General features: G+C 68.6%; 18 protein-coding genes. 9 read left to right on the forward strand and 9 right to left on the reverse strand.

All coding sequences use genetic code 11. The features are described 5' to 3' along the window. Nucleotides 1–91 precede the first annotated feature (91 nt). The 3 genes from ABZ453_RS35725 to ABZ453_RS35735 all read right to left on the reverse strand — a co-directional run bounded on the left by ABZ453_RS35725 (nucleotide 92) and on the right by ABZ453_RS35735 (nucleotide 2,209). Nucleotides 92–715 (reverse strand): SDR family oxidoreductase, encoded by a 624-nt coding sequence (locus tag ABZ453_RS35725; protein ID WP_359021842.1) that lies wholly within the window; start codon nucleotides 713–715, stop codon nucleotides 92–94. A 75-nt stretch (nucleotides 716–790) separates the two neighbouring features. After that, nucleotides 791–1,819 carry an alpha/beta hydrolase gene (locus ABZ453_RS35730; RefSeq protein ID WP_359021703.1) on the reverse strand — a complete coding sequence of 343 codons (1,029 nt, stop codon included), beginning with the start codon at nucleotides 1,817–1,819 and terminating at the stop codon, nucleotides 791–793. A gap of 72 nt (nucleotides 1,820–1,891) precedes the next feature. Further along, the gene (locus tag ABZ453_RS35735) at nucleotides 1,892–2,209 is read right to left on the reverse strand and encodes an antibiotic biosynthesis monooxygenase (protein ID WP_359021705.1); all 318 of its coding nucleotides are present in this window, start codon (nucleotides 2,207–2,209) and stop codon (nucleotides 1,892–1,894) included. A gap of 144 nt (nucleotides 2,210–2,353) precedes the next feature. Between ABZ453_RS35735 and ABZ453_RS35740 the strand changes: the two genes are divergently transcribed. Then, nucleotides 2,354–3,259 (forward strand): AraC family transcriptional regulator, encoded by a 906-nt coding sequence (locus tag ABZ453_RS35740; protein WP_359021707.1) that lies wholly within the window; start codon nucleotides 2,354–2,356, stop codon nucleotides 3,257–3,259. Here the strand turns inward: ABZ453_RS35740 and ABZ453_RS35745 are convergent. The 4 genes from ABZ453_RS35745 to ABZ453_RS35760 form a co-directional block, all read right to left on the reverse strand. Then, the gene (locus tag ABZ453_RS35745; RefSeq protein WP_359021709.1) at nucleotides 3,155–3,853 is read right to left on the reverse strand and encodes a transposase; all 699 of its coding nucleotides are present in this window, start codon (nucleotides 3,851–3,853) and stop codon (nucleotides 3,155–3,157) included. The genes ABZ453_RS35740 and ABZ453_RS35745 overlap by 105 nt on opposite strands. 65 nt (nucleotides 3,854–3,918) lie before the next feature. Then, nucleotides 3,919–4,866, reverse strand: coding sequence for a CoA ester lyase (locus ABZ453_RS35750; RefSeq protein ID WP_359021711.1), 948 nt, complete (start codon nucleotides 4,864–4,866; stop codon nucleotides 3,919–3,921). A gap of 25 nt (nucleotides 4,867–4,891) precedes the next feature. After that, nucleotides 4,892–6,109, reverse strand: a complete 1,218-nt coding sequence (locus tag ABZ453_RS35755) for a CoA transferase (protein WP_359021713.1) — start codon at nucleotides 6,107–6,109, stop codon at nucleotides 4,892–4,894. Nucleotides 6,110–6,338: 229 nt separating this feature from the next. Further along, nucleotides 6,339–7,265 (reverse strand): LysR family transcriptional regulator, encoded by a 927-nt coding sequence (locus ABZ453_RS35760; RefSeq protein ID WP_359021715.1) that lies wholly within the window; start codon nucleotides 7,263–7,265, stop codon nucleotides 6,339–6,341. 179 nt (nucleotides 7,266–7,444) lie between these two features. Between ABZ453_RS35760 and ABZ453_RS35765 the strand changes: the two genes are divergently transcribed. The 5 genes from ABZ453_RS35765 (at nucleotide 7,445) to ABZ453_RS35785 (ending at nucleotide 16,059) form a co-directional block, all read left to right on the forward strand. After that, complete coding sequence (locus tag ABZ453_RS35765; RefSeq protein WP_359021717.1) at nucleotides 7,445–8,914, forward strand: citrate:proton symporter; 1,470 nt, start codon at nucleotides 7,445–7,447, stop codon at nucleotides 8,912–8,914. A 170-nt stretch (nucleotides 8,915–9,084) separates the two neighbouring features. Then, entirely contained in the window at nucleotides 9,085–10,479 is a 1,395-nt protein-coding gene (locus ABZ453_RS35770; protein WP_359021719.1) for a PHB depolymerase family esterase, read from the forward strand. Nucleotides 10,480–10,636: 157 nt separating this feature from the next. Continuing rightward, the gene (locus ABZ453_RS35775; RefSeq protein WP_359021722.1) at nucleotides 10,637–13,090 is read left to right on the forward strand and encodes a glycoside hydrolase family 3 C-terminal domain-containing protein; all 2,454 of its coding nucleotides are present in this window, start codon (nucleotides 10,637–10,639) and stop codon (nucleotides 13,088–13,090) included. A 140-nt stretch (nucleotides 13,091–13,230) separates the two neighbouring features. After that, nucleotides 13,231–14,835 carry a carboxylesterase family protein gene (locus ABZ453_RS35780; protein ID WP_359021724.1) on the forward strand — a complete coding sequence of 535 codons (1,605 nt, stop codon included), beginning with the start codon at nucleotides 13,231–13,233 and terminating at the stop codon, nucleotides 14,833–14,835. A gap of 609 nt (nucleotides 14,836–15,444) precedes the next feature. Further along, nucleotides 15,445–16,059 carry a pyridoxal-phosphate dependent enzyme gene (locus ABZ453_RS35785; protein ID WP_359021726.1) on the forward strand — a complete coding sequence of 205 codons (615 nt, stop codon included), beginning with the start codon at nucleotides 15,445–15,447 and terminating at the stop codon, nucleotides 16,057–16,059. A 287-nt stretch (nucleotides 16,060–16,346) separates the two neighbouring features. Here the strand turns inward: ABZ453_RS35785 and ABZ453_RS35790 are convergent, their stop codons facing one another. Further along, nucleotides 16,347–17,480 (reverse strand): PQQ-binding-like beta-propeller repeat protein, encoded by a 1,134-nt coding sequence (locus tag ABZ453_RS35790; RefSeq protein ID WP_359021728.1) that lies wholly within the window; start codon nucleotides 17,478–17,480, stop codon nucleotides 16,347–16,349. Between the two features lie 333 nt (nucleotides 17,481–17,813). After that, a complete protein-coding gene (locus tag ABZ453_RS35795; protein ID WP_359021731.1) occupies nucleotides 17,814–18,824 on the reverse strand; it encodes a LysR family transcriptional regulator in 1,011 nt (336 codons plus the stop codon). A 171-nt stretch (nucleotides 18,825–18,995) separates the two neighbouring features. Between ABZ453_RS35795 and ABZ453_RS35800 the strand changes: the two genes are divergently transcribed. From ABZ453_RS35800 to ABZ453_RS35810, 3 genes are read left to right on the forward strand one after another with little or no spacing between them, the layout of a single operon-like run. Then, the gene (locus ABZ453_RS35800) at nucleotides 18,996–20,177 is read left to right on the forward strand and encodes a cytochrome P450 (protein WP_359021733.1); all 1,182 of its coding nucleotides are present in this window, start codon (nucleotides 18,996–18,998) and stop codon (nucleotides 20,175–20,177) included. A 16-nt stretch (nucleotides 20,178–20,193) separates the two neighbouring features. Continuing rightward, complete coding sequence (locus ABZ453_RS35805) at nucleotides 20,194–20,388, forward strand: ferredoxin (protein ID WP_359021735.1); 195 nt, start codon at nucleotides 20,194–20,196, stop codon at nucleotides 20,386–20,388. Between the two features lie 2 nt (nucleotides 20,389–20,390). Continuing rightward, nucleotides 20,391–21,524 carry an FAD-dependent oxidoreductase gene (locus ABZ453_RS35810; RefSeq protein ID WP_359021737.1) on the forward strand — a complete coding sequence of 378 codons (1,134 nt, stop codon included), beginning with the start codon at nucleotides 20,391–20,393 and terminating at the stop codon, nucleotides 21,522–21,524. The last annotated feature ends 305 nt before the right edge of the window (nucleotides 21,525–21,829 follow it).

Below are 21,829 nucleotides of genomic sequence, written 5' to 3' on the forward strand. Positions count from 1 at the left end.
AGCTACCTCGCCGGCCTTCACCTCCGCGGCTCGATGATCTGGCTCAGAGAACTCACCCGGACCACCCAATGATCACAACGCAATACGCTCCCTAGAGGTTGTAGCCGCCCGATACCTCGATGTTCTGAGCGGTGACCCAGCGGCTCTCGTCGGAGACCAGTGAGGCGATCATGCCGCCGATGTCGTCAGGTTCACCGACCCGGCCGAGTGCGGTTCTCGCGGCGAGGGCGGGAACAACCTCAGGGAACCGAGTGAAGGCATCGTCGGCGATCCGCGTGCGGGTCGATCCCGGCGAGACCGCGTTGACACGGATGCCCCGCGTGCTGAATTCCTTGGCCATGTACCGCGTCAGCACGACCAGGCCGCCCTTCATCGACGCGTATGCCGCATAGCCGGGCTCCAGTCCGGCCGTCGCCACCGCGTTGCTGCTCGTGTTGACGATGGCCCCGCCGTCCGCCATCAGGGGCAGCAGCCTCTGGGTCAGGAAGTACGGTCCCTTGAGCAGGACCCGCATGAGGCTGTCGAACGCCTCCTCGGTCGTGTCCTCGATCAACGACGTCTGCGCGAAACCGGCGTTGTTGACCAGGTAGTCGAAGGTGTCGCGCTGCCAGGCGTCGCGCAGCACGTCGGCCACCGTGTCGCGGAAGGCCGCCAAGGTGGCGGTCTCGCCGACGTCCAGCGGCAGTGCGACGGCCGTGCCGCCCTCCTTCTCGATGGCGGCGGCCGTCTCCTGCCCTCCTTGCGGGTTGTCGTCCGATGCCGGAGCTGGCGCCCGTGACGATGGCGACCTTCATGGTGTTCCTCCTGGGATGGGGTCGTGCGTGGGTTGTGTGTGACTGCGCGGGCTGCGCTGTGCGGCGGAGTTCGGGGGCAGGACTCGGGCGAGCCAGTCTGTGCGTACCCGGCGGGCCGTGGCCGAGATGTGGGCCCGCGGGTACAGGGCGTCGAACCCGTGGAAGCCGCCTGCCCAGACGTGGAGTTCAGCCTGACCGCCGGCCGCCCAGATGCGGAGGGCGTAGTCGGCGTCCTCGTCGCGGAAGACTTCGGCGGAGCCGGTGTCGATGTAGGTGGTCGGCAGGCCCGAGAGGTCGTCGGCCAGCGCGGGTGACACATAGGCAGGTACCTGGTCATCCGTGAGGTCACCGAGGACGCAGCGCCACCCGAACTCGTTCATCTCCCGGGTCCAGACGCCGGGCCCGTCGCCGTACTGGCAGCTGGAGGCGCTGGTGTTGCGGTGGTCGAGCATGGGGCCGATCAGCACCTGCGCGGCGATCGCCGGGGTGCCGAGGTCGCGGGCCAGCAGGGTGATGCCGGCAGCGAGGCCGCCGCCCGCGCTGGCGCCCGCGACGACGATCCGAGCGGGATCGATGCCCAGTTCGGCGGAGTGTTCGGCGACCCAGAGCAGTCCCTGATAGCAGTCGTCGACCAGGGCAGTGCCGGTGGCCTCCGGTGCGAGCCGGTAGTCCACGGAGACCACGACCGCGCCGAACTCGTCAAGCCACTCCAGCGGGATGTCGATCTGCGAGAAGCGGTCGCCCATGACCATCCCGCCGCCGTGCATCCAGTAGATGCAGGGTGCGGCGGTGGTGCGATCGGTGTTCGCGGGGCTGAAGACCGACAAAGGGATCGGGGCTCCGTCCTTGGCGGGCACGGTGATCTCGCGCCGGTCGACTGGCCGGTGTGCGAGGAGGGAGTCGACCGGTGCAGAGGGGAGCTGGCGTAGGTGCGCGAGGACTTCTCGGCTGAGCTGCGACATGAGGGGCATGTCGGCCAGCAGTTCACGCAGTTCGGGGTCCAGGTCGGGTCGTGCCGCGGTCATGATCGCCGCCTTTCGGGGGGTTGTGTCGGAGGTCGGGGAAGGCCGGGCCCCGGGCGTGGGGCGATCGGCAGGTCAGAAGGCGGCCTTGCCTCGGACCGGCACGTAGTCGGTGTATTCGGACTCCTTGGCCAGCAGTCCGTCGATCTGCGCCACGATGGCTTGAGCGGCCTCGCCGGCGAAGATCCGGTGGTGGTCCTCCTCGCTGGTCCAGCCCTCGGTGACGTGGACGACGTCGGGGTCGGACGCGGAACGGGAGACGAGGTAGACGACGCAGAGTTCGCTCGCGCCCGGGCTGCCCTTGTCCAGACCGGTCAACAGCAGGTCGACCAGTCGGTCGCCCATGCCGGGCTTGGCGGTCAGGGTGGCGTTGAAGCCGTAGTTGGCGATCATTGAGTGCCTTCTTCTCGGTAGTGGAGTGAGGTGATTCCATTCAACCGAGATGACCTGCGAAAACGTTAGAACGATGCTCGCTTGCACTTGCACGATCCTCGCGGTCATGGGAGCCGCAGTGCGGAATGGTGCTGCAATGGACACATGCACCTCGAAGAGCTCCGCAGCCTGCTGACCCGGCACGCCCGGCCCGACTGGACCACTGCCATCGACGGCGTCCTGATCTCGAAGGTCGACCGGTCGGATCCGCCGGAGCCCTCGATGTCCGGCACCGTGCTGGCGGTCATTGCCCAGGGCTCCAAGCGACTCGCCCTGGGCGACCGCGTGTACGAGTACGGCGCCGGGCAGTACCTGGTCGCATCCGTCGACCTGCCCGTCAGCGGGCAGTTCACCCGGGCCGACCCCGAGCAGCCGGCGCTGGGGTTCGGACTCCTGCTGGAACCGCCGGTTGTCGCCGAGCTGCTGTTGCAGGCCGGGCCCGGAGACACCCCCCGCACCAGCGGAGGCGCGCCGTCAGGGATCATCGTCAGCGATGCTCCGGCCGCGCTGCTCGATGCGGTGGTCCGGTTGCTGCGCCTGCTCGACGAGCCCCGCGACCGGGCCGTACTCGCCCCGTTGGTCACACGCGAGATCCTCTGGCGCCTGATCACCGGCGACCAGGGTGCCACAGTCCGCCAACTCGGCCTGGCCGACAGCAGCCTCAGCCACGTCTCCCGGGCCGTGGGCTGGATCCGCGAGCACTTCGCGGAGCCCTTCCGGGTCGAGGACGTGGCGCGGATGTCCGGGATGAGCGTCTCCGCTTTCTACCGCAACTTCCAGGCGGTGACCGCGATGAGCCCCATTCAGTTCCAGAAACAGATCAGGCTGCAGGAGGCGCGACTGCTGCTCGCCACCCATCCGGGCGACGTCACCGGAGTCGGCCACCGCGTCGGCTATGACAACCCGTCACAGTTCAGCCGCGAATACCGCCGCCAGTTCGGAGCGCCCCCCAGCAAGGACGCCGTCCGACTGCGTCAGGCCGTGCGTACTTCTTCGGGTGTCCTTCCCTGATCCGGACTGGGCTCCGATAGAGCATCGTGCAAGGGTGGACTTGCTCCTCGGGCTGAAGCCTGAGGAGCAAGTCAAACGCTGCCATCCACGCACGCGCGGGACCAGTCGAGTTCGCCGGCCCCGTTCAGCTCGGCGAGCAGGATGCGGTGCAGTTGGCCGAAGCCCCCCCGCCAGCTGCCACCGCTCCAGACGGCGCCAACACGTCTGCCCCGAGCCGAACCCCAGCTCCAGGGGAAGGAGTTGCCAGGCCAGGTCGTTGTGGAGCACGTACAGGATGCCCTGCAGACACAGCCGGTCCGCCACCGGCCGCGGCACCGGCGCCTTCTCGGGCCACGGCGGCAGCAACGGCTCGATCAGCACCCACAAGTCGTCACCCACGATCCACGGCCGAGTACCCACACCCTCACGGACGGCCGAATCGACGTGCCGTTCCATGATCTCTGCACCCTGAACTCTCCGGCCCGCACCGCGTCTACCGCTGCCTGCCCCCGTTGCGGGGCGTCCGGGGGCGGCGGCCGCCTGCGCTGGGCCTGCCTGCCAGACGCCGGTCTGAGGTGCGACGACTCGACCGCTGATACCAACGGCTGTCGCCATGGCGAACGGCTGCCCTCGACCGCCAGATCGTCTCCTCTCCCGGAGCGGGCGGCGGCGCTTGCTGATCACAGGCCGGGCGGCGGGAGTTCGTCAGCCATCCGCGTCCGTGCCCTGTGTCGTGCGAGAACAAGGCGTGCTGTAGAGGCCATGGCCTCGTCGACCATCTCGCCTCGGAAGGTCACGGCGCCCTTGCCGGCGCCCTGTGCCGCCTCGACCGCCGCTATCAGCTGTGCGTAGTGGTCCAGTTCGCCGGGGCTGGGAGAGAACACCCGGTTGATCACTGGGACATGGGACGGATGGATCGCCATCATCCCTTCGTAGCCGAGGGAGCGGTTCTGTTCGGCGAAGGCGCGGAGTCCCGCCAGGTCGGTGATGCGCGTCCACAATCCGCTGACCGGGCACGGCACCCCGGCCGCCCTGGCGTCCAGCAGAACACGGGAGCGCAGTGCCAGCGTCTCGTCGCCCTCTGGGCTCCAGCGGTAACCGACGGCCCGTTGCACGTCTCCGCCGGGCGCGGTGAGAGCGCCCAAGTAGGCGATACGCGGGACAGCTCGGGCGATGTCGTAGGCCTCGCGCAAGCCACGGGCCGTCTCCAGCAGGGGCACCAGGGCGACCTGTCCCGGGGACAGCCCCTGGTCCTGTTCGCACCAGCGCAGTAGCTGGTCGGCCAGCCTGACGTCCTGGGCGGAGCGGACCTTGGGGAGCACGATACCGGCGAGCCCCGGCCGTAGGACCGCGCGCAGTTCCTCGGCCCCCGCCCAACCGTCCAGCGGGTTGACACGGACGAACAGCGCCATCTCTCCCGCCTGATCGGTAGGCGCGGCGGCCCGCGAGACGGCATCGGCCACCTGCGCACGGGCGGCGGGCTTGTCCTGGGCGGTCACCGCGTCCTCCAGGTCGAGGACGGCCGCGTCGGCGCCCGCCGCGCGGGCCTTGGGCAGCCAGTCGGTCCTGGTGCCGGGGACGAAGAGCAGGGAGCGCAGCGGGGGCCGGTCGACCGTTCCCGCGTCCACCTCGGCAAGGCTTGGCGCAGGTGCTTCAGATGACATCGCTCTTCTCCAGGTCGGCCAGCTCGTTCTCGCTGAATCCGAGCCACTGCCCGTAGACGAGGCGGTTGTCCTGCCCGAGGGAGGGACCCGTCCGCCAGACCCGGCCGGGCCGCCGCCGGAAATGCGGGATCACCGCCTGCATGCGCACCGGACCGAGGTCGGGGTCATCGACGGTGACGATGTCCTCGCGTTCGGCATAGACAGGGTCGGCGGCGATGTCCGCGGCGTCGAACACCCGTGAGGCGACGACTTCGGCGCGGGCGAACTCATCGAGGCACTCTGCGGTGCCACGCTGCGCCACCCACTCCCGCAGGCCCTCGTCCAATTGTCCGCGCCGGTCGTGTTGTTGCCGTGCCGTGGCGAACTCCTTCTCGGGAAGTCCCAGCAGGCAGGCGATGTTGCGGACCGACCGCAGCGTCGCGGAGGTGACCGTGATCCACTCGCCGTCGCGGGAGCGGTAGGTGTTGATCACGGCCGCCGGGGCCACCGCCAGCCGGTTGCCGAGGCGTTCGGGCACTTCTCCCAACTGGTCGTGGACGATGACCTGCCACTCCACGAGACGGAACAGGGACTCGAAGAGTGCGAGATCGATCCACTCGCCGTCGAACCCGGGGTCGTGCTCACGGCGGTGGAGGGCGGCGAGGATGGCGTAGGCACCCATCAGGCCGGTCACGGCGTCGCCGTGCGAGAAGCCGGTGTGGACGGGCGGGCCGTCGGGAAAGCCGGTCAGGTGGACGACTCCGCTGCGTGCCTCACCCATCTTGCCGAAGCCCGGTGCGTCCGCCTGGGATGAGGTGGCGCCGAAGCCGGAGATCTGCAGCAGTACGGCCCGGGGGTTGATCCGGTGTACGGAGTCCCAGTCGAGTCCCCAGCTGCGCAGGCGTCCGGCGCGCAGGGTGACGATGACGACGTCAGCCCAGGCGACGAGCCGGCGGGCGACGGTCCGGCCGGCCTCCCGGCGCAGATCGAGGGTGACCGAGCGTTTGTTGCGGCCGGCGACCTTGAACCACAGAGGAACACCGTCACGTTGCGGTCCCATGGCGCGGGCCGCGTCTCCGCTGCCGGGGGGTTCCACGTGTACGACGTCGGCCCCTTGGTCGGCGAGCATCGAGCCTGCCAGCGGTCCGGCCACCACGTGGGCGAACTCGACCACTTTCAGCCCCTTCAACTGCCCGCGTCCGGTGGCCTTGTGCTTGTCGTCCGACACCGATGTGCTCCCTCATCCGTGCAGTTCGCCTTGGTTCCCGGCCACGTCGTCTCCGGTGGTACGACTCGGTCGTCGCGGTGGGGGCCTTCAGATTGCAGGAGCCGAGAAATGCCTGTCGAGCAACAGAAGACCATCAATCAATGCGAAGAACGCATGAATGGGGAAGGGGCGGGTGCGTTGGGTGCCCGGGTGGGGAGAAGCCCGGTGCCCCGGCACGCTCCAGGCAGCCTCATGCCCAGGAAACCCCGGGTGGAAGAGCACGGCCCTGGAGGCGGAATTCCTCGAGCGTCTCGAGGAACCGTTCCGTTGCGGTGGGGAGTGTTCGCCGCGCGCGCAGCGCGATGTCCAGGCGGCGGTACACCACGGGGTCCACCAGGGGACGGCAGACGACGGGCCCGGCGCCCATCAGCGGGAGCACGAGGGCGGGCATCGCCGATACCCCGAGGCCGGCGGCGACCAGCCCGCCCACGGTGGCGATACTGCCCGCCTCGGCCGCCGGTACCGCGTGCGCGTCGATCTGGGCGAACGCCGCATCGGTGAGCCGGCGCACGCTTGAGTCACGCCCGACGGCCAGGAACGGCTGACGAGCCAGGTCGTCCCAGGTGATCTCGTCGCGGTCGGCGAGTGGGTGGCTTTCCGGCAGTACCGCGACGAAGCGGTCCCTGACCAGGGGGCGGTGCTCCAACTGCTCGGGCGGGTGCCCGACCGTGGTGATGGCGAAGTCGGCGTCACCGGACAGGACCCGGTCCAGTACCAGTCGCTCCAGGCCGTCGAGGAGGCGTACCGCCACCTGCGGACGCCGCTCGCGGAAGTCGTAGATCACCTGCGGCAGGAGCACCGCGGCAACCGAGGGAAGGGTGGCCACGACGACGGTTCCCGATTCGCCGAGCAGGAATCGTCTGAGCTCCTTCATGCCCGCCCGGTGAGCGGTGACGATCTGCTCCGCGATACGCAGGGTCTCGACGCCTGCAGCGGTCAACTGCACGTTGCGGGTGTCCCGTTCGAGGAGCCGGACGCCGAGCAGCCGCTCCAGGTCCGCGACCGCGCGGCTGAGCGAGGACTGGGACACGTGCATCTCTGCGGCGGCCGCGGTGAAGCTCGCTGCCCGGGCGACGGCCGTGTACGCCGCCAACTGACGCAAGGTGGTGGCCTCCATGGCCCGCGAGCATAGGCGCGATCGCAGCCAATTGATGCACTCATCGCATGGACAGATCTCGGTCTGATGCTGGACACCGATCCGTCGGTGCTTCGAAACTCTCGCGTAACACCTCGGTCTGCCCCGCCAGCCCCGTCCACCGCCGCCGAGGGCCGTCCCCCGAGAAAGCGAGCGCCGCCATGCTGGCAGCCCTGGGCTTCGCCACGATCGCCGCCGTACTGCTGCTCACCATGACCCGACGCGTCTCGGTGCTGGTCGCTCTCATCCTGCTTCCCGTAGTGGCGGCGCTCATCGGCGGCTTCGCGGGCGATCTCGGCGAGCTGATTCTCGGCGGGCTGTCCAAGGTGGCCCCCACCGGCATCATGATCGCCTTCGCAGTCCTGTACTTCAGTCTGATGGTGGACGCCGGGCTCTTCGACCCCCTCATCCGCGGTCTGTTGCGCGTGGCGCGCGGCGACCCGTTACGCATCACCCTCGCCACAGCCGTCCTCACACTGTGCGTGGCTCTGGACGGCGACGGCGCCTCCACCTTCCTCATCACCGTCTCCGCGCTGCTGCCGGTCTACAAGAGACTCGGCATGAACCCCCTGGTGCTGTCCGGGGTGGTCTGTCTGGGCGCGGGCGTGATGAACATGATCCCCTGGGGTGGCCCGACCGTACGCGCCATGGCGGCCCTGAAACTGGACAGTTCCGACGTCTTCAATCCCGTGCTGCCCGCGATGGGCTTCGGCGTCGCCTGGGTGCTGGTGGCCTCCTACCTGCTCGGCCGCCGGGAGCGCAACCGTCTCCGCGCGCTGTCCGCGCAGGGCCCGGCCACGGGCGGGCGCAGGGGCGAGGACGAGTGCGACGACCGTGAACCCGCCGCCTCGACGACCACCAAGAGCGCCAAGACCGCGAAGACCGCCACCAGTACCGCCGCCGCCGAGTCGAGCGGGCAGGTCACTCCCACGACGGCCGACGGGCACGAGCGGCCGGCGCTGCGATCCCCCGGGGACGGGCCCGGCACCGTCAGGGTCCCGCCGTTGGCGCGTACCTGGCTGAACCTCTTCAATCTCGCGCTCACCGTCGCGCTCGTGGTCTGCCTGATCGAGGAAGTGCTGCCACTCCCGGTGCTGTTCGTCCTCGGGTTCGCGATCGCGGTGCTGTCCAACCACCCCACATGGGAACAGCAACAGGCGCTGCTCGACAAGCACGCCAAAAGCGTGGTCCTGGTCACCACGATGATCTTCGCGGCCGGCGTCCTCACCGGGATCCTCAGCGGCACCAAGATGCTCGACGAGATGGCCGAGGCGCTCGTGTCCGTCGTCCCCGACTCCTTCGGCTCGCACCTGCCTGTCGCCGTGGCGGTCACCGGCATGCCGCTGAGCCTGCTCTTCACTCCCGACGCCTACTACTTCGGAGTGCTGCCGGTGCTCGCCGAGACCGCGCACGGATTCGGCACGGACCCGGCCGAGGTGGCCCGGGCGGCCGTCCTCGGCCAGATGACCACGGGGTTCCCGCTCAGCCCGCTCACCGCGTCCACATTCATCCTGGTCGGCATGAGCGGTGTGTCCCTCGGCGAACATCAGCGCTTCATCTTCCGCTGGGCCTTCGCCACCACCCTCGTCATGACCGTCGGCGCCCTGGTGACCGGCGCCTTCTCCCTGTGACCGGCGTCCTGGGCCCGAGCGGAACCTCCGCCGGCCGCGGACTCCCGGCAGCCACCGCACCCGCCGCTCAGGCCCACAACCCGCCGCCCGATTCCGTGGTGTTGAGCCCGGCGACCTGATCCACACAGAGGCACCCCGTCAGGGTGCCCCACCAACCGAGACGAGGACCGATGAGAGGGATCACCAGACGCACGGTGCTCACCGGCACGGCAGGCGCGCTCACGTCAACGGCCGTGCCCCCGGCGACCACCGCGGCCGCCGACACCGCGACAGCCGCATCCGAAGGACGACAGGCGGCCCGCGAGCCCGATACGGTCGTGCGAACGGACCTCGTCACGCGGGTGACGCCGAGGCACAACTGGCTGGTGACGGCCGTCGCCATCCAGTACTCACATCGCATCGACTTACGCGGCGGGATGATCCCGCCCTCCACCTTCCAGGTCAAGGCCACGGTGGGCGGGCGGACAGCGGCTCGCACGGTGACCCGGGTCTACTCCAACACCGCCGCCGAAGTGGACGACCGATCCGTACCCGGACGGCCGGGGGACCGCCTGATCGTAGAGCTGGACCCGAACGACCCCGATGCGCGGGCCGCCGGCACCGATCCCCTTCCGCTCGACCGCGCCTACTCCGTCAGACAGGTCGCGGACGTACGCACACCGGGAGGTGAACCGGTGCTCAGGGCCGGTTCGTTCGCGAGCCGGAACGCCGACGTCATCACTCCTGTGGTCGACGACTTCGCCGCCGGTTCCTTCACGGACTCGGCGGGTTTCGAACTGGGCTTCCGGCTGTACAGGCCGGAGGGGTTCGTACGCGACCCCGGAGCGCGCAGGCCGTACCCGCTCGTCGTCACCCTGCACGGTGGTGGCGAAGTCGCGGACAACAACGTGACCCAGGTGACGGCCAACCGGATCGCGGTCACGTTCGCCAAACCGGAAAGGCAGCATCGCAACCCCGCCTTCGTCCTGTCTCCGCAGATCCCCCTGCCCCGCCCCATGGACGGACCGGACGGCACGGACTGGACCGACGCCAAGGTCCAGGCCGCGCTGATCGAGCTCATCGACACCTTCGTGGGCGAGCACTCCCGCAGCGTGGACACCGACCGGCTCTACGTCGTCGGCCTGTCCTCGGGCGGGCGAGGCATCTACAGCCTGCTGGCGAAACGACCCGACGTGTTCGCGGCAGCCCTGCCCACGGCCGGCTGGGGCGACGCGGCCGCCATGGAGAGGATCACGCACATTCCGATATGGGCCGATCACTCCGTCGACGACCCGGTCGTCCCCTACCGGGAGGGCCGATTCGGCAAACCCGGCACCTGGACACTGATGAACGCGCTGGAGACCGCCGGTGCACCGGTCACCCGCGGCGAGTGGGCCAACGATCTGCCGAAGGCGCAGTTCGAGGCACGGTCACGGGAGCTCCTGCGGCAGGCCCGGGCCGCGCGCAGCCACGTCCTGTTCACCAGCTATACGGCGGGAACGACACCGGTGAGCCCGCACTTCGCCTGGGCGCAGACGTACGAGAACGACGTGGTCATCGACTGGCTCTTCGAACAGTCCCGGTAGCCGGCCGCACGCGGCGGCCCCTCGGGCCACCGTGGGGGCAGGAGGCGGCGCTCGCTGCGCCGGCCGTCAGCCCGATCCGCCGACCCTGCTCCGTCCAGCGCAGAGATGAATCGTTCAGAGCCGCATCGTCGAGCACTCATACAGGTGAGGAGTCCGCATGGAGTTCAATCGGGCATCCGTACGACGTGACAGGAGGGGCCGACTGCGCCGCACGGCCCTGATCGCGGCAGCGAGCGCCATGCTCCTCGCCGTGGGCACGGCCGTGGCCCCCGGCGCCTCTGGCGCGGGTGACGCCCGGGTCACCGTCGGCGTGTCTCCCCGCGTCGCCGCCCTCATCGCGCGGATGTCGCTGGACGAGAAGCTGTCCTTCGTCCATGGAGGCACCGATCCCCGTGCGCTGGGGCAGGCCGGGTACATCCCCGGGGTTCCCCGCCTCGGCATCCCCGAACTGCGGCTCACCGACGGTCCGGCGGGCGTCCGGGTCAACGCGCACGCCACCGCGATGCCGGCGCCGGTCGCGCTCGCCTCGTCCTTCGACGACCGACTGGCCCGTGAGTTCGGCCGGGTCGTCGGGCGCGACGGCCGTGCGCTCGGCCAGGACGTCTTGCTCTCACCGATGACGAACATCATCCGGGTGCCGTACGCGGGGCGGAACTTCGAGACCTTCAGCGAGGACCCGCTGCTCAGCTCCCGCATGGTGTCCGGCGAGATCGGGGGCGTACAGAGCCAGGGTCTGATCGCCACCGTCAAGCACTACGCGGAGAACAACCAGGAAGACAACCGCATGGGGGTGAACGTCAACGTCGGCGAGCAGACCCTGCGTCAGATCGAGTTGCCCGCCTTCGAGGCCGCCGTCAGGGCCGGCGCCGGTGCGGTGATGTGCTCGTACAACGCGGTGAACGGCAGTCACGGCTGCGGCAGCGAAGAACTGCTCGACTCGATCCTCAAGGAGCAGTGGGGCTTTGAGGGCTGGGTCATGTCGGACTGGGGAGCGGCCCACGCGACGACCGACATCGTGAACGGCCTCGACCAGGAGATGCCGAGCGGTGTCTTTCTGGGCGAGGAACTGAAGACCGCGATCACGAACGGCACCATCCCGGTCTCGGAGCTGAACGACTCCGTCGCCCGCATCCTGGGCCAGATGCAGAAGTTCGGTCTCCTCGACGGCACCGCGGGCCGGCGGCCCACCCGCGATCCGAAGGGCGGCGCCGAGGTCGCGCAGAAGGTGGCGGAGTCCGGTTCGGTCCTGCTGAAGAACACCGGCAAGGCGCTTCCGCTGACCGCGAAGAACACCCGCATTGGACTCATCGGCCCGACCGCGAAGACGCCGAAGGTCACCGGCGGCGGCAGCTCCCACGTCGTACCGGACTCCGCGGCGTCGCCGCTCGCCACCATCACGCGGCGGGCCGGCCGGAATGCCACGGTGCGCTACGCGGCGGGCGTCGACAACAGCGGCGCCGCCATTCCCGCGACGGCCCTCAGCCCCGCCCTGCCGGTCGGCTCGGACGGCACGATCACGGTCACACCGGACGCCTCCTTCACCTACAGCGGCACGCTCACCGTGCCGGCCGAGGGCGAGTACTCCTTCGTCTACGACCTTCCCGCCGCATACGGCACGCTGAAGATCGACGGCCAGAGCGTCATTACGGGCTTCCTTGCCTCCAGCAGTGCCACCGTGCACCTGACGGCGGGAACGCACACCCTCGCCGCCGGCGCCCTCGCGATCCAGGGCGCACCCGCCAAAATCAGACTGAACTGGGTCACCCCGCAGGCCGCGCGGGCCGCCAGGGAGCAGGCCGTGGCCCTGGCCCGCCAGGTCAAGACGCCCATCGTCTTCGCCTACGACGACGGCAGCGAGGGCTTCGACCGTCAGAACCTCTCCCTGCCGGCCGACCAGAACGGGCTCATCTCCGCCGTCGCCGACGCCAACCCGGACACCATCGTCGTCCTCAACACGGGATCGTCGCTCACCATGCCGTGGCTGTCCAAGGTCAAGGCGGTACTCGACACGTACTACCCCGGGGAAAACGGCGCCGAGGCCACCGCCCGACTGCTCTACGGCGACGTGAACCCGTCGGGCAAGACCACCCAGACGTTCCCCGCGAGCGAGTCCGCCACACCGGTCGCCGGCGACCCGCTCAAGTACCCCGGAGTGAACAACCAGGAGAACTACTCCGAGGGCGTCTACGTGGGCTACCGCTGGTACGACAAGGAGAAGACCGCTCCACTGTTCCCCTTCGGCTACGGCCTGTCGTACACCTCCTTCGCCTACCGCGACCTCGCGGTCCACCAGCACCACGGCGAGTTGACGGTCTCCTTCACCCTGAAGAACACCGGAACCCGCGACGGTGACGAGGTCGCCCAGGTCTACGTCGGCGCGAGCCCGAAGACCACCGCGCCCCAGGCGGTGCGCTCGCTCGGCGGCTACCAGAAGGTGCGTCTGCGCGCCGGTGAGTCGAAAACCGTACGCATCCGGGTCGACGCACAGCAGTTGAAGTACTGGAAGACGTCCTTCCACTCCTGGGTGCTCGGCGCCGGGCACCGGGAGGTGTGGGTCGGCTCCTCGTCTCGGACACTCCCGTTGCACGGCGGCGTCGACGTCACCCGCTGACCGCCTGGTTCGCCCCATCGGCCGGGTGACCAACGATGCCTGATGCCGGGCCGGCCCCGACCCGGCTCCTTCCCCCACCAGCAAGGGTGCCGGCCGCACCGTAGCGGCCGGCACCCGGCCAGAGAGGTCGGTCCCCATCCATGACTGCCAGCAGAATCCGTACTGTCCTCGGCGGCGCATTGGCCACGTCCCTCGCCGTCGTCGGACTGCTCCCCGCGACGGCGTCCGCGAGTGCGCCGACCGTGGTGCCCACCGACAAGGGCGTCGTGCGCGGCGCCACCTCGGACGGCGTCGAGAGGTTCCTCGGCATCCCCTACGCGGCGGCGCCCACCGGCTCCCTGCGCTGGAAGCCGCCACAGCCCGCCGCGCGCTGGAGCGGCGTTCGGGAGGCGGCCGACTTCGGCAATCCCTGCCCCGTCCTGCCCAGCGGCAACGGACCACGCAGCGAGACCGAGGACTGCCTCGACGTCAACGTGTGGCGTCCGCCGGGCGTGCGGGCCGGCGCCCGCCTTCCGGTGCACGTGTTCATCCACGGCGGTGGCCTGACCAACGGCAGCGGCTCGCAGAACGACGAGTCGAAGCTCGTCAAGGAGACGGGTGTCATCGGCGTCTCCCTCAACTACCGACTCGGCGTCTTCGGCTTCCTCGGCCTGCCCGCCCTCACCCAGGAGGGCGGCGAGTCCGGCAACTACGGCTTCATGGACCAGCAGGCCGCGCTGCGCTGGGTGCAGCGCAACATCTCCGCCTTCGGCGGAAACCCCCGTGAGGTCACCATCGACGGCGAGTCCGCGGGCGGCTGGTCCGTCTGCGGTCATCTGGTGGCGCCCGGCTCGCGCGGACTGTTCGCCCGCGCCATGATCCAGAGCGGTTCGTGTCCCAGCGGGCCGCAGGCCAGGGCTGAGGCCGCCGGGGCCGCCTTCGCCCGCCAGGCGGGCTGCGACGGCACGGCCCAGGCGGCCGTCCTCGACTGTCTCCGGTCGGCTTCGGTGGGCACCCTCCTCGACGCGAGCCGGACCTTCTCGGCCGGCTTCGTGGACGGGACCCCGACGTTCCCGACCGGAGTACGCGAGGCGCTGGAGCGCGGGGAATTCGCCCGTGTGCCCGTGGTCGTCGGCGCCAACCGTGACGAGGGCCGGACCTTCGCCGCGGGCTACATAGGCGCGGGCAGGGATGCCTACCTCGCCTTCGTCCAGGGCATCGCAGGCGCCCGCGCCGACGAGGTCCTCGCCCGTTACCCCTGGCCGGGCACGTCCGACCGGTTCACCGCGGCGTACCTCATCGGCGGAATCATGACCGACTCGGGGATGATCTCGGGGATCGGCGGGTGCGGGCTGCGCTCACTTGTCCGGACCATCGAGCGGTACACCCCCACCTATGCGTACGAGTTCGACCACCGGACCGGCCCCGGCCTCACGCAGATCCCCGGCTACGTCTGGGGGGCGGGCCACGCCGCTGAACTCGCCTACATCTGGCCCAGCTTCGACAACGGCACCCCCATCGCGCCGCTGTTCAACGCCGCCGAGCGCCGGCTCGCCCGCGAGATGACGCGGTACTGGGGCGCGTTCACGACGACCGGCCGGCCGTCCGTCGCCGGGCAGACGGTCTGGCCCGGCTATCACCAGGACAAGGGCCTGATGCTGTCGCTGCGGGCGGGAGGCCGGAGCGTCCTTGTCGACGACGCCCAGTACTCGGCGGAACACCAGTGCGCCTTCTGGGACACGATGCCGGGCACACAGCCCTCATGACCCGATGGGGGAGTGGAAGCGGAGCAAGCCGTCCGCTGCCCGTCCAGTGAGGAAGCTGTCGGCGCGTTCGCTGCCGGAGTGGAGGCGCCGCACGCTGGGCGCCTCCATTCCCGTTCCGCCGCGGGTGGTCCCGCCGGCGCGCGGGCTTGCCGCCGATCACGCCTCGGACAGTTCCACGGCGACTGAATGTGCTGGATGCCACGGCCGGCGCACTACGGACCCCCAAGCGCTGGGCACTCCTCGCATTCTGACCGGTCCACCGCCCGCCATCCTCACCGCGCCAGCACGTTGGGGTCCCCGACCAGGACTCGGTGTGGACGCAGCCGTCGTTGCGCACCGGACAGACCGATGCCCGATGGGTACACAAACACGTGAAACTCCAGGCAAGGTGTCTCGACGGGGCCCCGACGACAACTCGTCGGGCGGCGACCCGTGTTCGCCTGCCGTGATCCAGGATTGATCCGCGACGTCTCGCGGGGGTGAGGCATCGTTTGGCGGCTCCTTCAAAGTCCGCGGCGCGTCCAACGCGCTCGCCCTCCTGCGCGCCGCGGAAGGCGGCGCCCCGACCGCCGGCGTCTGCTGCGCGTCGGGAGGCAACCACGGGCCGCCGTGGCCTGGGCGGCGCGCGAAGCGGGCCTGCCCGCCACCGTGTTCGAAGGCTTCTACGCCGACGCACTGGCGGCCGGCCAGGACCATGCCCGGCACGAGGGCGCCTTCCACATCGACGCCTACGACGACCCGCAGACGGTGGCAGGGCAGGGCACGCTCGGCCTGGAGCTCGCCGAGCAGGTACCGGAAGGGCAGCCCGTGCTGGTCGGCTGCGGGGGAGGAGGCTTGTGCGCAGGGGTCGCCCTGGCGCTGGATGGGCGCAACCGCGTGACCGCAGCTGAACCGTCCTCAGCGCCCTCGCTCACAGCGGCGCTGGAGGCAGGGGAACCCGTGGACGTGGAAGTCGGCGGGATTGCCTTGGACAGCTTGGGTGCCCGCCGGGCGGGCCGCATAGCCACCGCTGTCGGCCTCTCGCTCGGCATGAAGACCCTTACCGTCGCGGACGAGGATATCGCCGCCCGCGCACTCCTCTGGCAGCGGCTACGGATCGTGGCCGAACCCGGCGGAGCCACCGCTCTCGCCGCGCTGCTCGCCCACCCCGAACGCTTCCCGGACGGGGCGACCGTCGTCGTCTCAGGGGCCAACACAGCACCTTCGTCGAGTATGGGCTGCTGAGGAGACGTTGCCGTAGCGGAGAGACTGGCATCCCGGTCCGGTTCATCACGCACTTACCGTTCAATCCAGCAGCAATACCGGCAAGACCCCAGGCCAAGCCCCTGGCGTTACCTCAGGCCGTGCGCTGCTGCTACGCCAAGCAGGCTGACATCGTTCGGCAGCTGCTGGGCGACGCCGTGCGGCGCTGGTTCGGCACCCCTTGGTGGCTCACTGTCACGGAGAGGTGGTCTGGCAGGGCATTACTAAAGGTAGCCAGGTCCCGTTGCCGCGCCCCGGTCCATCTCTGATCAGGCGCGGACAGCCAGTAGGCGCCCGTTTTGGAGGCCGAAGTACAGGACGCCGTCGGCCACCGCGGGGGTGGAGAAGAGGGGGCTGCCGGTCTGCGCCGTCCACTGTTCGTCGCCCGAGAGCGCGTCCAACGCCCAGATGCGGCCGTCGTTGGTCCCGATGTACAGCGTGCCGTTGACCACCAGCGGAGCCCATCGCACCCAGACCCCCACCCTGCGTCTCCACCGGCTCTCCCCGGACACCGCGTCGACCGCCCACAGATACCCGTCGGTGGTGCCGAAGTAGACGATGCCGTCGGCCACGGCCGGGGTGGACTTCACCCATCTGCCGGCCGGGAGCTTCCACCGGACCTGACCTGTCGCCGCGTCCACTGCCCACAGGTGCCGGTCGGCGCTGCCGACGTAGAGGGTTGCCTCGGCCGCCACCGGCGAGGACCACAGCCCGCTCAGCGTCTTCAGCCGCCACCGTACCTGGCCGGAAACGGTGTCCAGCGCCCACAGAAAGCCGTCGTTGCTGCTGACATACACCGAGTTCCCCACCCTGGCGGGTGAGGAGCGCACGCCTTTGCCGACGCCGACCTGCCACCGGCCCTCGCCGGTAGCGGCGTCGACCGCGCGGAAGTAACCGTCGTTGCTGCCGAAGAGGACCATGCCGTCCGCCACCACCGGCGTGGACCGCACCAGGCCGGCCGTTGCGAACCTCCACCGCTCCTGACCCGAGGCGGCGTCCACCGCCCACAGATCCTTGTCCCAACTGCCGATGTACACCGTCCCGTTGACGACGGCCGGGGAGGCCGCCACCACGCCGCCGGTCCTGCAGCGCCAGCGTTCCTCGCCGGAGGCGGCGTCGACGGCCCACAGCAGGTGGTTCCAACTGCCGACGTAGACAGTACCGTCGACCACGACTGGTGATGATTCCTTCACGGCTCCGCCGGTATCCAGCTGCCAGAGCAAGGCGCCGCGTCGCTGCCCTTCCTCCCGCCCCTTCCGGTCACCGTCGGCGGCTCGGGCGGGACCCAGGACGTACGGTTTCACGACAACCGGCAGGTAGGCGAAGTAGCCGATGACCTCGATCGCGTTGAACAGCCCCAGGGGCACCAGGACCAGCACCCACCACGGGGTCAACTGACCCATGACGACTGCTATCAGCGCAGCGATACAGCCCAGTCCTGAGCAACTGGCCACAAAAAGCTCGAGAGTTCCCTTGGCACGAAGGCCTCGAAGCAGCATGACCGACAACATATGATCATCCGGCTGCTGAATTGACCAAGTTTACGGAAAACCGTCAACGGCGGATACCGGCTCGAATGTCCTTGCCGGGCAGACGACGCCGGCGAAGTCGGCGCACCGTGGACGGCCAGTCGGGACGGCCCGTGCGGTGACCGGGTGACTTCGGCCCGGACCACCCTCCGGCCCATTCAGCGGCTGTCCGCCTCCGACGCACACGCGGAGCCTTGGGGCCGCGCGTCAGTTCCCGGTGCGCTCCAGCGGCCTGCCCGTCTCCCAGTTCCAGCTGGTCATGTCGAATGTCTGTATGACCGTACGAAAGGTGTCACGCAACCAGCGGTGCGCCTCGTCGCTGTCATAGCGCGGCAGCCAAAGCATCGCTTCTGTCACCGGTGCCAGGTCGACCGGCGGTTCAAGGAGCCGGACGTCGACCTGCGCGGCGGCGTACTGCGCCAGATGCTCGGGGAGCAAAGTCAGCAGCGAGGTCCCACGGATGAGGAAGGGAGCGAGAACGCAGCTGGCCACGATGACCTGGTTGGTCTTGATGCCGAGGTTCTCCAGCTGCACGTCGCCGTAGGCGGCTCTGTTGGCGATCGTTGTGGCGAGGAATGGTCGTGAGGTCAGATCCGAAGGCGCCAACTCCGCGCCGACATGCGAGGACGTCCCGTCGGTCACGGCAACATAGCGATCGCGATACAGCGCTACGCATCTGAAACGCTCGGCGCTCGGCAACGTCTCCAGCGGATGGATGAGCAGGTCCACCTCGCGAATCCACAACTGATCCGACGCGTCAGGGCTGACTGGGAAGAACTGCAAGGACACGTGCGGGGCTTCCCGCGAAAGCCGGTCGAGGAGCGGATAGAGATAGATCAGCGTGATGTAGTCGGTCACCATGATCGAAAATGTCCTGTGCGTCGTTCGGGGGTCGAACGAACGACTGCTGTTGACAACCTGATCGACCTGGGCGAGCGCTTCGCGCAGGGGCCCGAGGATGGACTCGGCGAAGGGTGTCGGCTGCAGTTGTCGACCTTCGCGTACAAGGAGCGGGTCATCGAAGAGGCGACGCAGACGGCCGAGCGTTGAACTCATGGCCGACTGACCGACCGACAGGCGTGCGGCGGCCCGGGTCACGTTTCGTTCCGCCAGGAGGGCGTCGAGCGCGACCAGCAGATTCAAGTCGATGCGGCTGAGATCCATGGGCAACCCTTCGATCGCGGTAGCCCGCTCGCGCTGGGCGACCGGTTCGTCCACCTTCGGCGGAGACTATTGATGTCGTCAATGGCTGGCAGTCAAAAGAATCTGCTGCACTGTGCTTCCGGGGCCCACTTCCTGGGCTGTTTACTCAATCAGAAACTTCTTGCGGCTGTGACCACATCGGTGTCATCGGCCTTGTTCAACCGTTTTCTGAGGAGACCCACCGCCATGAGCGAACCTCACGTCGAGAGCGATGTCGACCTATTCAGTCCTGACGTCGTTGCCGATCCCTTCCCCGTGCTTGCCGAAATTCGGGAGAAGTCTGCGGCTGTGTACATGTCGAAGTACGACTTCTGGCTCCTCTCCCGGTACGAAGACGTGCGGGAGGCTACGGGCGACTGGGAAGCATTCACCTCTGCACGCGGCGTCGCCCTGCGACAGGACTTCAATGATTTCCTCAAGGGCGGCGTCCTGGCCAATGACCCGCCGGAACACGACCGCCTGCGAGCAATCTTGTCGGACAAGCTGGCGCCACGAGCGCTCAAGGACGTCCGCGACGATATTCAGGAATATGCCACAGTTGTGGCCGCCGAACACACCTACAAGGGGAACTTCGACGGCTACAAAGACGTCGCCGCGGTCTATCCCATCAACGTCATATCGGACTTGATCGGTCTCCCCATCGAAGAGCGGGAGAAGTTTCATCCAGGAGCAGATGCGACCTTCGCCGGCTTCGGGCCGATTACGCAGTACCTTGAGGAACACTTTCAAGAGATGGTGACCTACCAGCAGTGGATACCCACCATGGCCGACCGTAGCAAGCTCACCCCGGGAAAATGGGGCGCCGTCATGCTGGATGCGGTCGACGAAGGCCGAATCGGGCTGGATGACGCCGTGGCGAGCCTCAACGCCTACCTGACCGCGGGCATGGACACGACTGTCAACGCGTTGAGCGCGACCTTTGCGCTCTTCGCGGGGCGTCCCGAGATCTGGAGCGCGGTGCGCGAGGATCGGGGATTGCTGCGACAGGTTCTTGAGGAGGTTCTGCGCCTGGAGAGTCCGGTCACAGGATTCTTCAGAATCGCGACGCGCGACATCCAGATAGACGGGACGCCGATCCCGGCAGGCGGAAGGATCATGCTGCACTGGGCGGCGGCGAACCGCGACCCGCGGCATTACCCGGATCCGGACACGTTCGACCTGCATCGAAATCCGCTCGACCACCTCGCGTTCGGGTACGGAACTCACGGCTGCCCAGGACGCGGCATCGCGATCCTCGAGATGACGGCGCTCTTCGAGGCGTTCATCCCTCTCGTTGAGGAATTCGAACTCTCCGGGCCAGTTGTCCGTGGAAAGAACCCCGTCGTCCGAAGCCTCGACGCGGTCCCGCTGACCGTCAAGGCGATTTAGCGCGCGAGGAAAAGAAATGGAAATCGAGATCAGAACTCCCGCGTGTGAGGGCTACGGGCTGTGCGCCGAGACAGCACCCGAGGTCTACGAGTTGGACGATGAGGGTTACGTCCGTCTCAAGGTCGAAGAACCGATCAGCCCGGAGCTTCAGCAACTCGCGGGTGCGGGTGCCCGTGTCTGTCCTGTCGCCGCACTCGTGGTCCGGGAATGACAATGCGCAGGATTGTCATCGTTGGTGGGTCGATTGCCGCTGTAACCGCTGCTGGAGTGCTTCGGTCTCAAGGCTGGGACGGTGAGCTGACCGTCATCTCCCAAGAGCATGAAGATCCGTACTCGAGGGTTCCACTGTCGAAAGGGGTGCTCGCCGGCACGAGTGATCCGCAGAGCGCCGCGTTGTCCAAGATGTCAGACGACGTGGTGTTCATCCGGGGCGCGTCCGCTACTGGCCTGGACGTCTCCAACCGCACGGTGAGTCTCAGTGACGGGCGCGCAGTCGTATTCGAGGGCGCTGTGATCGCAACCGGATCCCACGCGCGACGATTGGCGCACCGCGGCCAACGAGGCGAGTTCGTTCTTCGGACGCTGGCGGATGCCAGAGATATCTGTGCGCGCATTCCTCATGCCAATTCGGCCGTCGTCGTTGGCTCGGGCTTCCTTGCGATGGAGGTGGCTTCGACGCTGATCTCCCGCGGCGTTCGCGTTTCGCTCGTTTCCCAGGCATTGCCGCAAAAGCGACAGCTCGGTGAATGGCTTGCAAGCCTCCTCACCCGCCGAGCAGTGGCCTGCGGCCTCGAAGTCATCGTGTCTTCCGACGGCGCCACCCTGGTCGGGGATCCTGTTCACGGCGTGAGCGTCAATGGCCGAGGGATCACGAACGCCGACCTCGTAGTTACCGCCGTCGGCGACATACCCGCTACCGAATGGCTCATGACGTCGCGGCTGCCGGTACGGAACGGATTGGTCATAGACGAACGCTGCCGCACCGCAGCCGCGTGGGTGACCGCAGCCGGAGACGTGACGGTCCGAAGGAACACCGACGGTACGTATGTGCGGCTCCCGCACTGGGCGAATGCCGTCGCACAGGCGAAGACAGCGGCCTGCAGTCTTCTCAACGCCGACAGCGCGGCTCATGAGGACCAGCGGTACTTCTGGACCGAACAGTTCGGCATCGACCTCAAGATCGCAGGCACGATTCCCCAGTCGGGGGAACCACGGGTCCTGGACGGCGACCCACAAGCCGGTCCCGCGCTCTTGCTGTGGCGTGACCACGACAGACCGACAGCCGCCGCCGCGCTCAACTACCGCATCCCTGTGGCCAAGTTGCGGAAGCTTGCCGCGGAGGGATAGCGGGCGCTGGGCGGTGTATCTCAGTGAGCGCGATCGAGAGAAGGCCGACCGGCTCGAGGAACGCGGCGGCGACGGGCGCGAGCCCGTTGCTGTCGTGGAGCGCGCAGACGGTGTGCACGGTCGCCGCGTCCGTCGGACGGTGTGCGCGGGCGCCGTACGGCAGCGTGCCGTCCGGGTTCGTGCCGAGGAGGGAGCCGACAGCCCGGTCGGACACGCGCGGCTCCGTCGGAGCGGCGGCTTGTGGCACAGCCGGACCGTTGTTCGTGCCTGGTTGTTCACTGGACGGACAGGGGGGCTGTGTCGGC

It is taken from the genome of Streptomyces sp. NPDC005799, assembly GCF_040630525.1.
Taxonomy (GTDB): domain Bacteria; phylum Actinomycetota; class Actinomycetes; order Streptomycetales; family Streptomycetaceae; genus Streptomyces; species Streptomyces griseorubiginosus_B.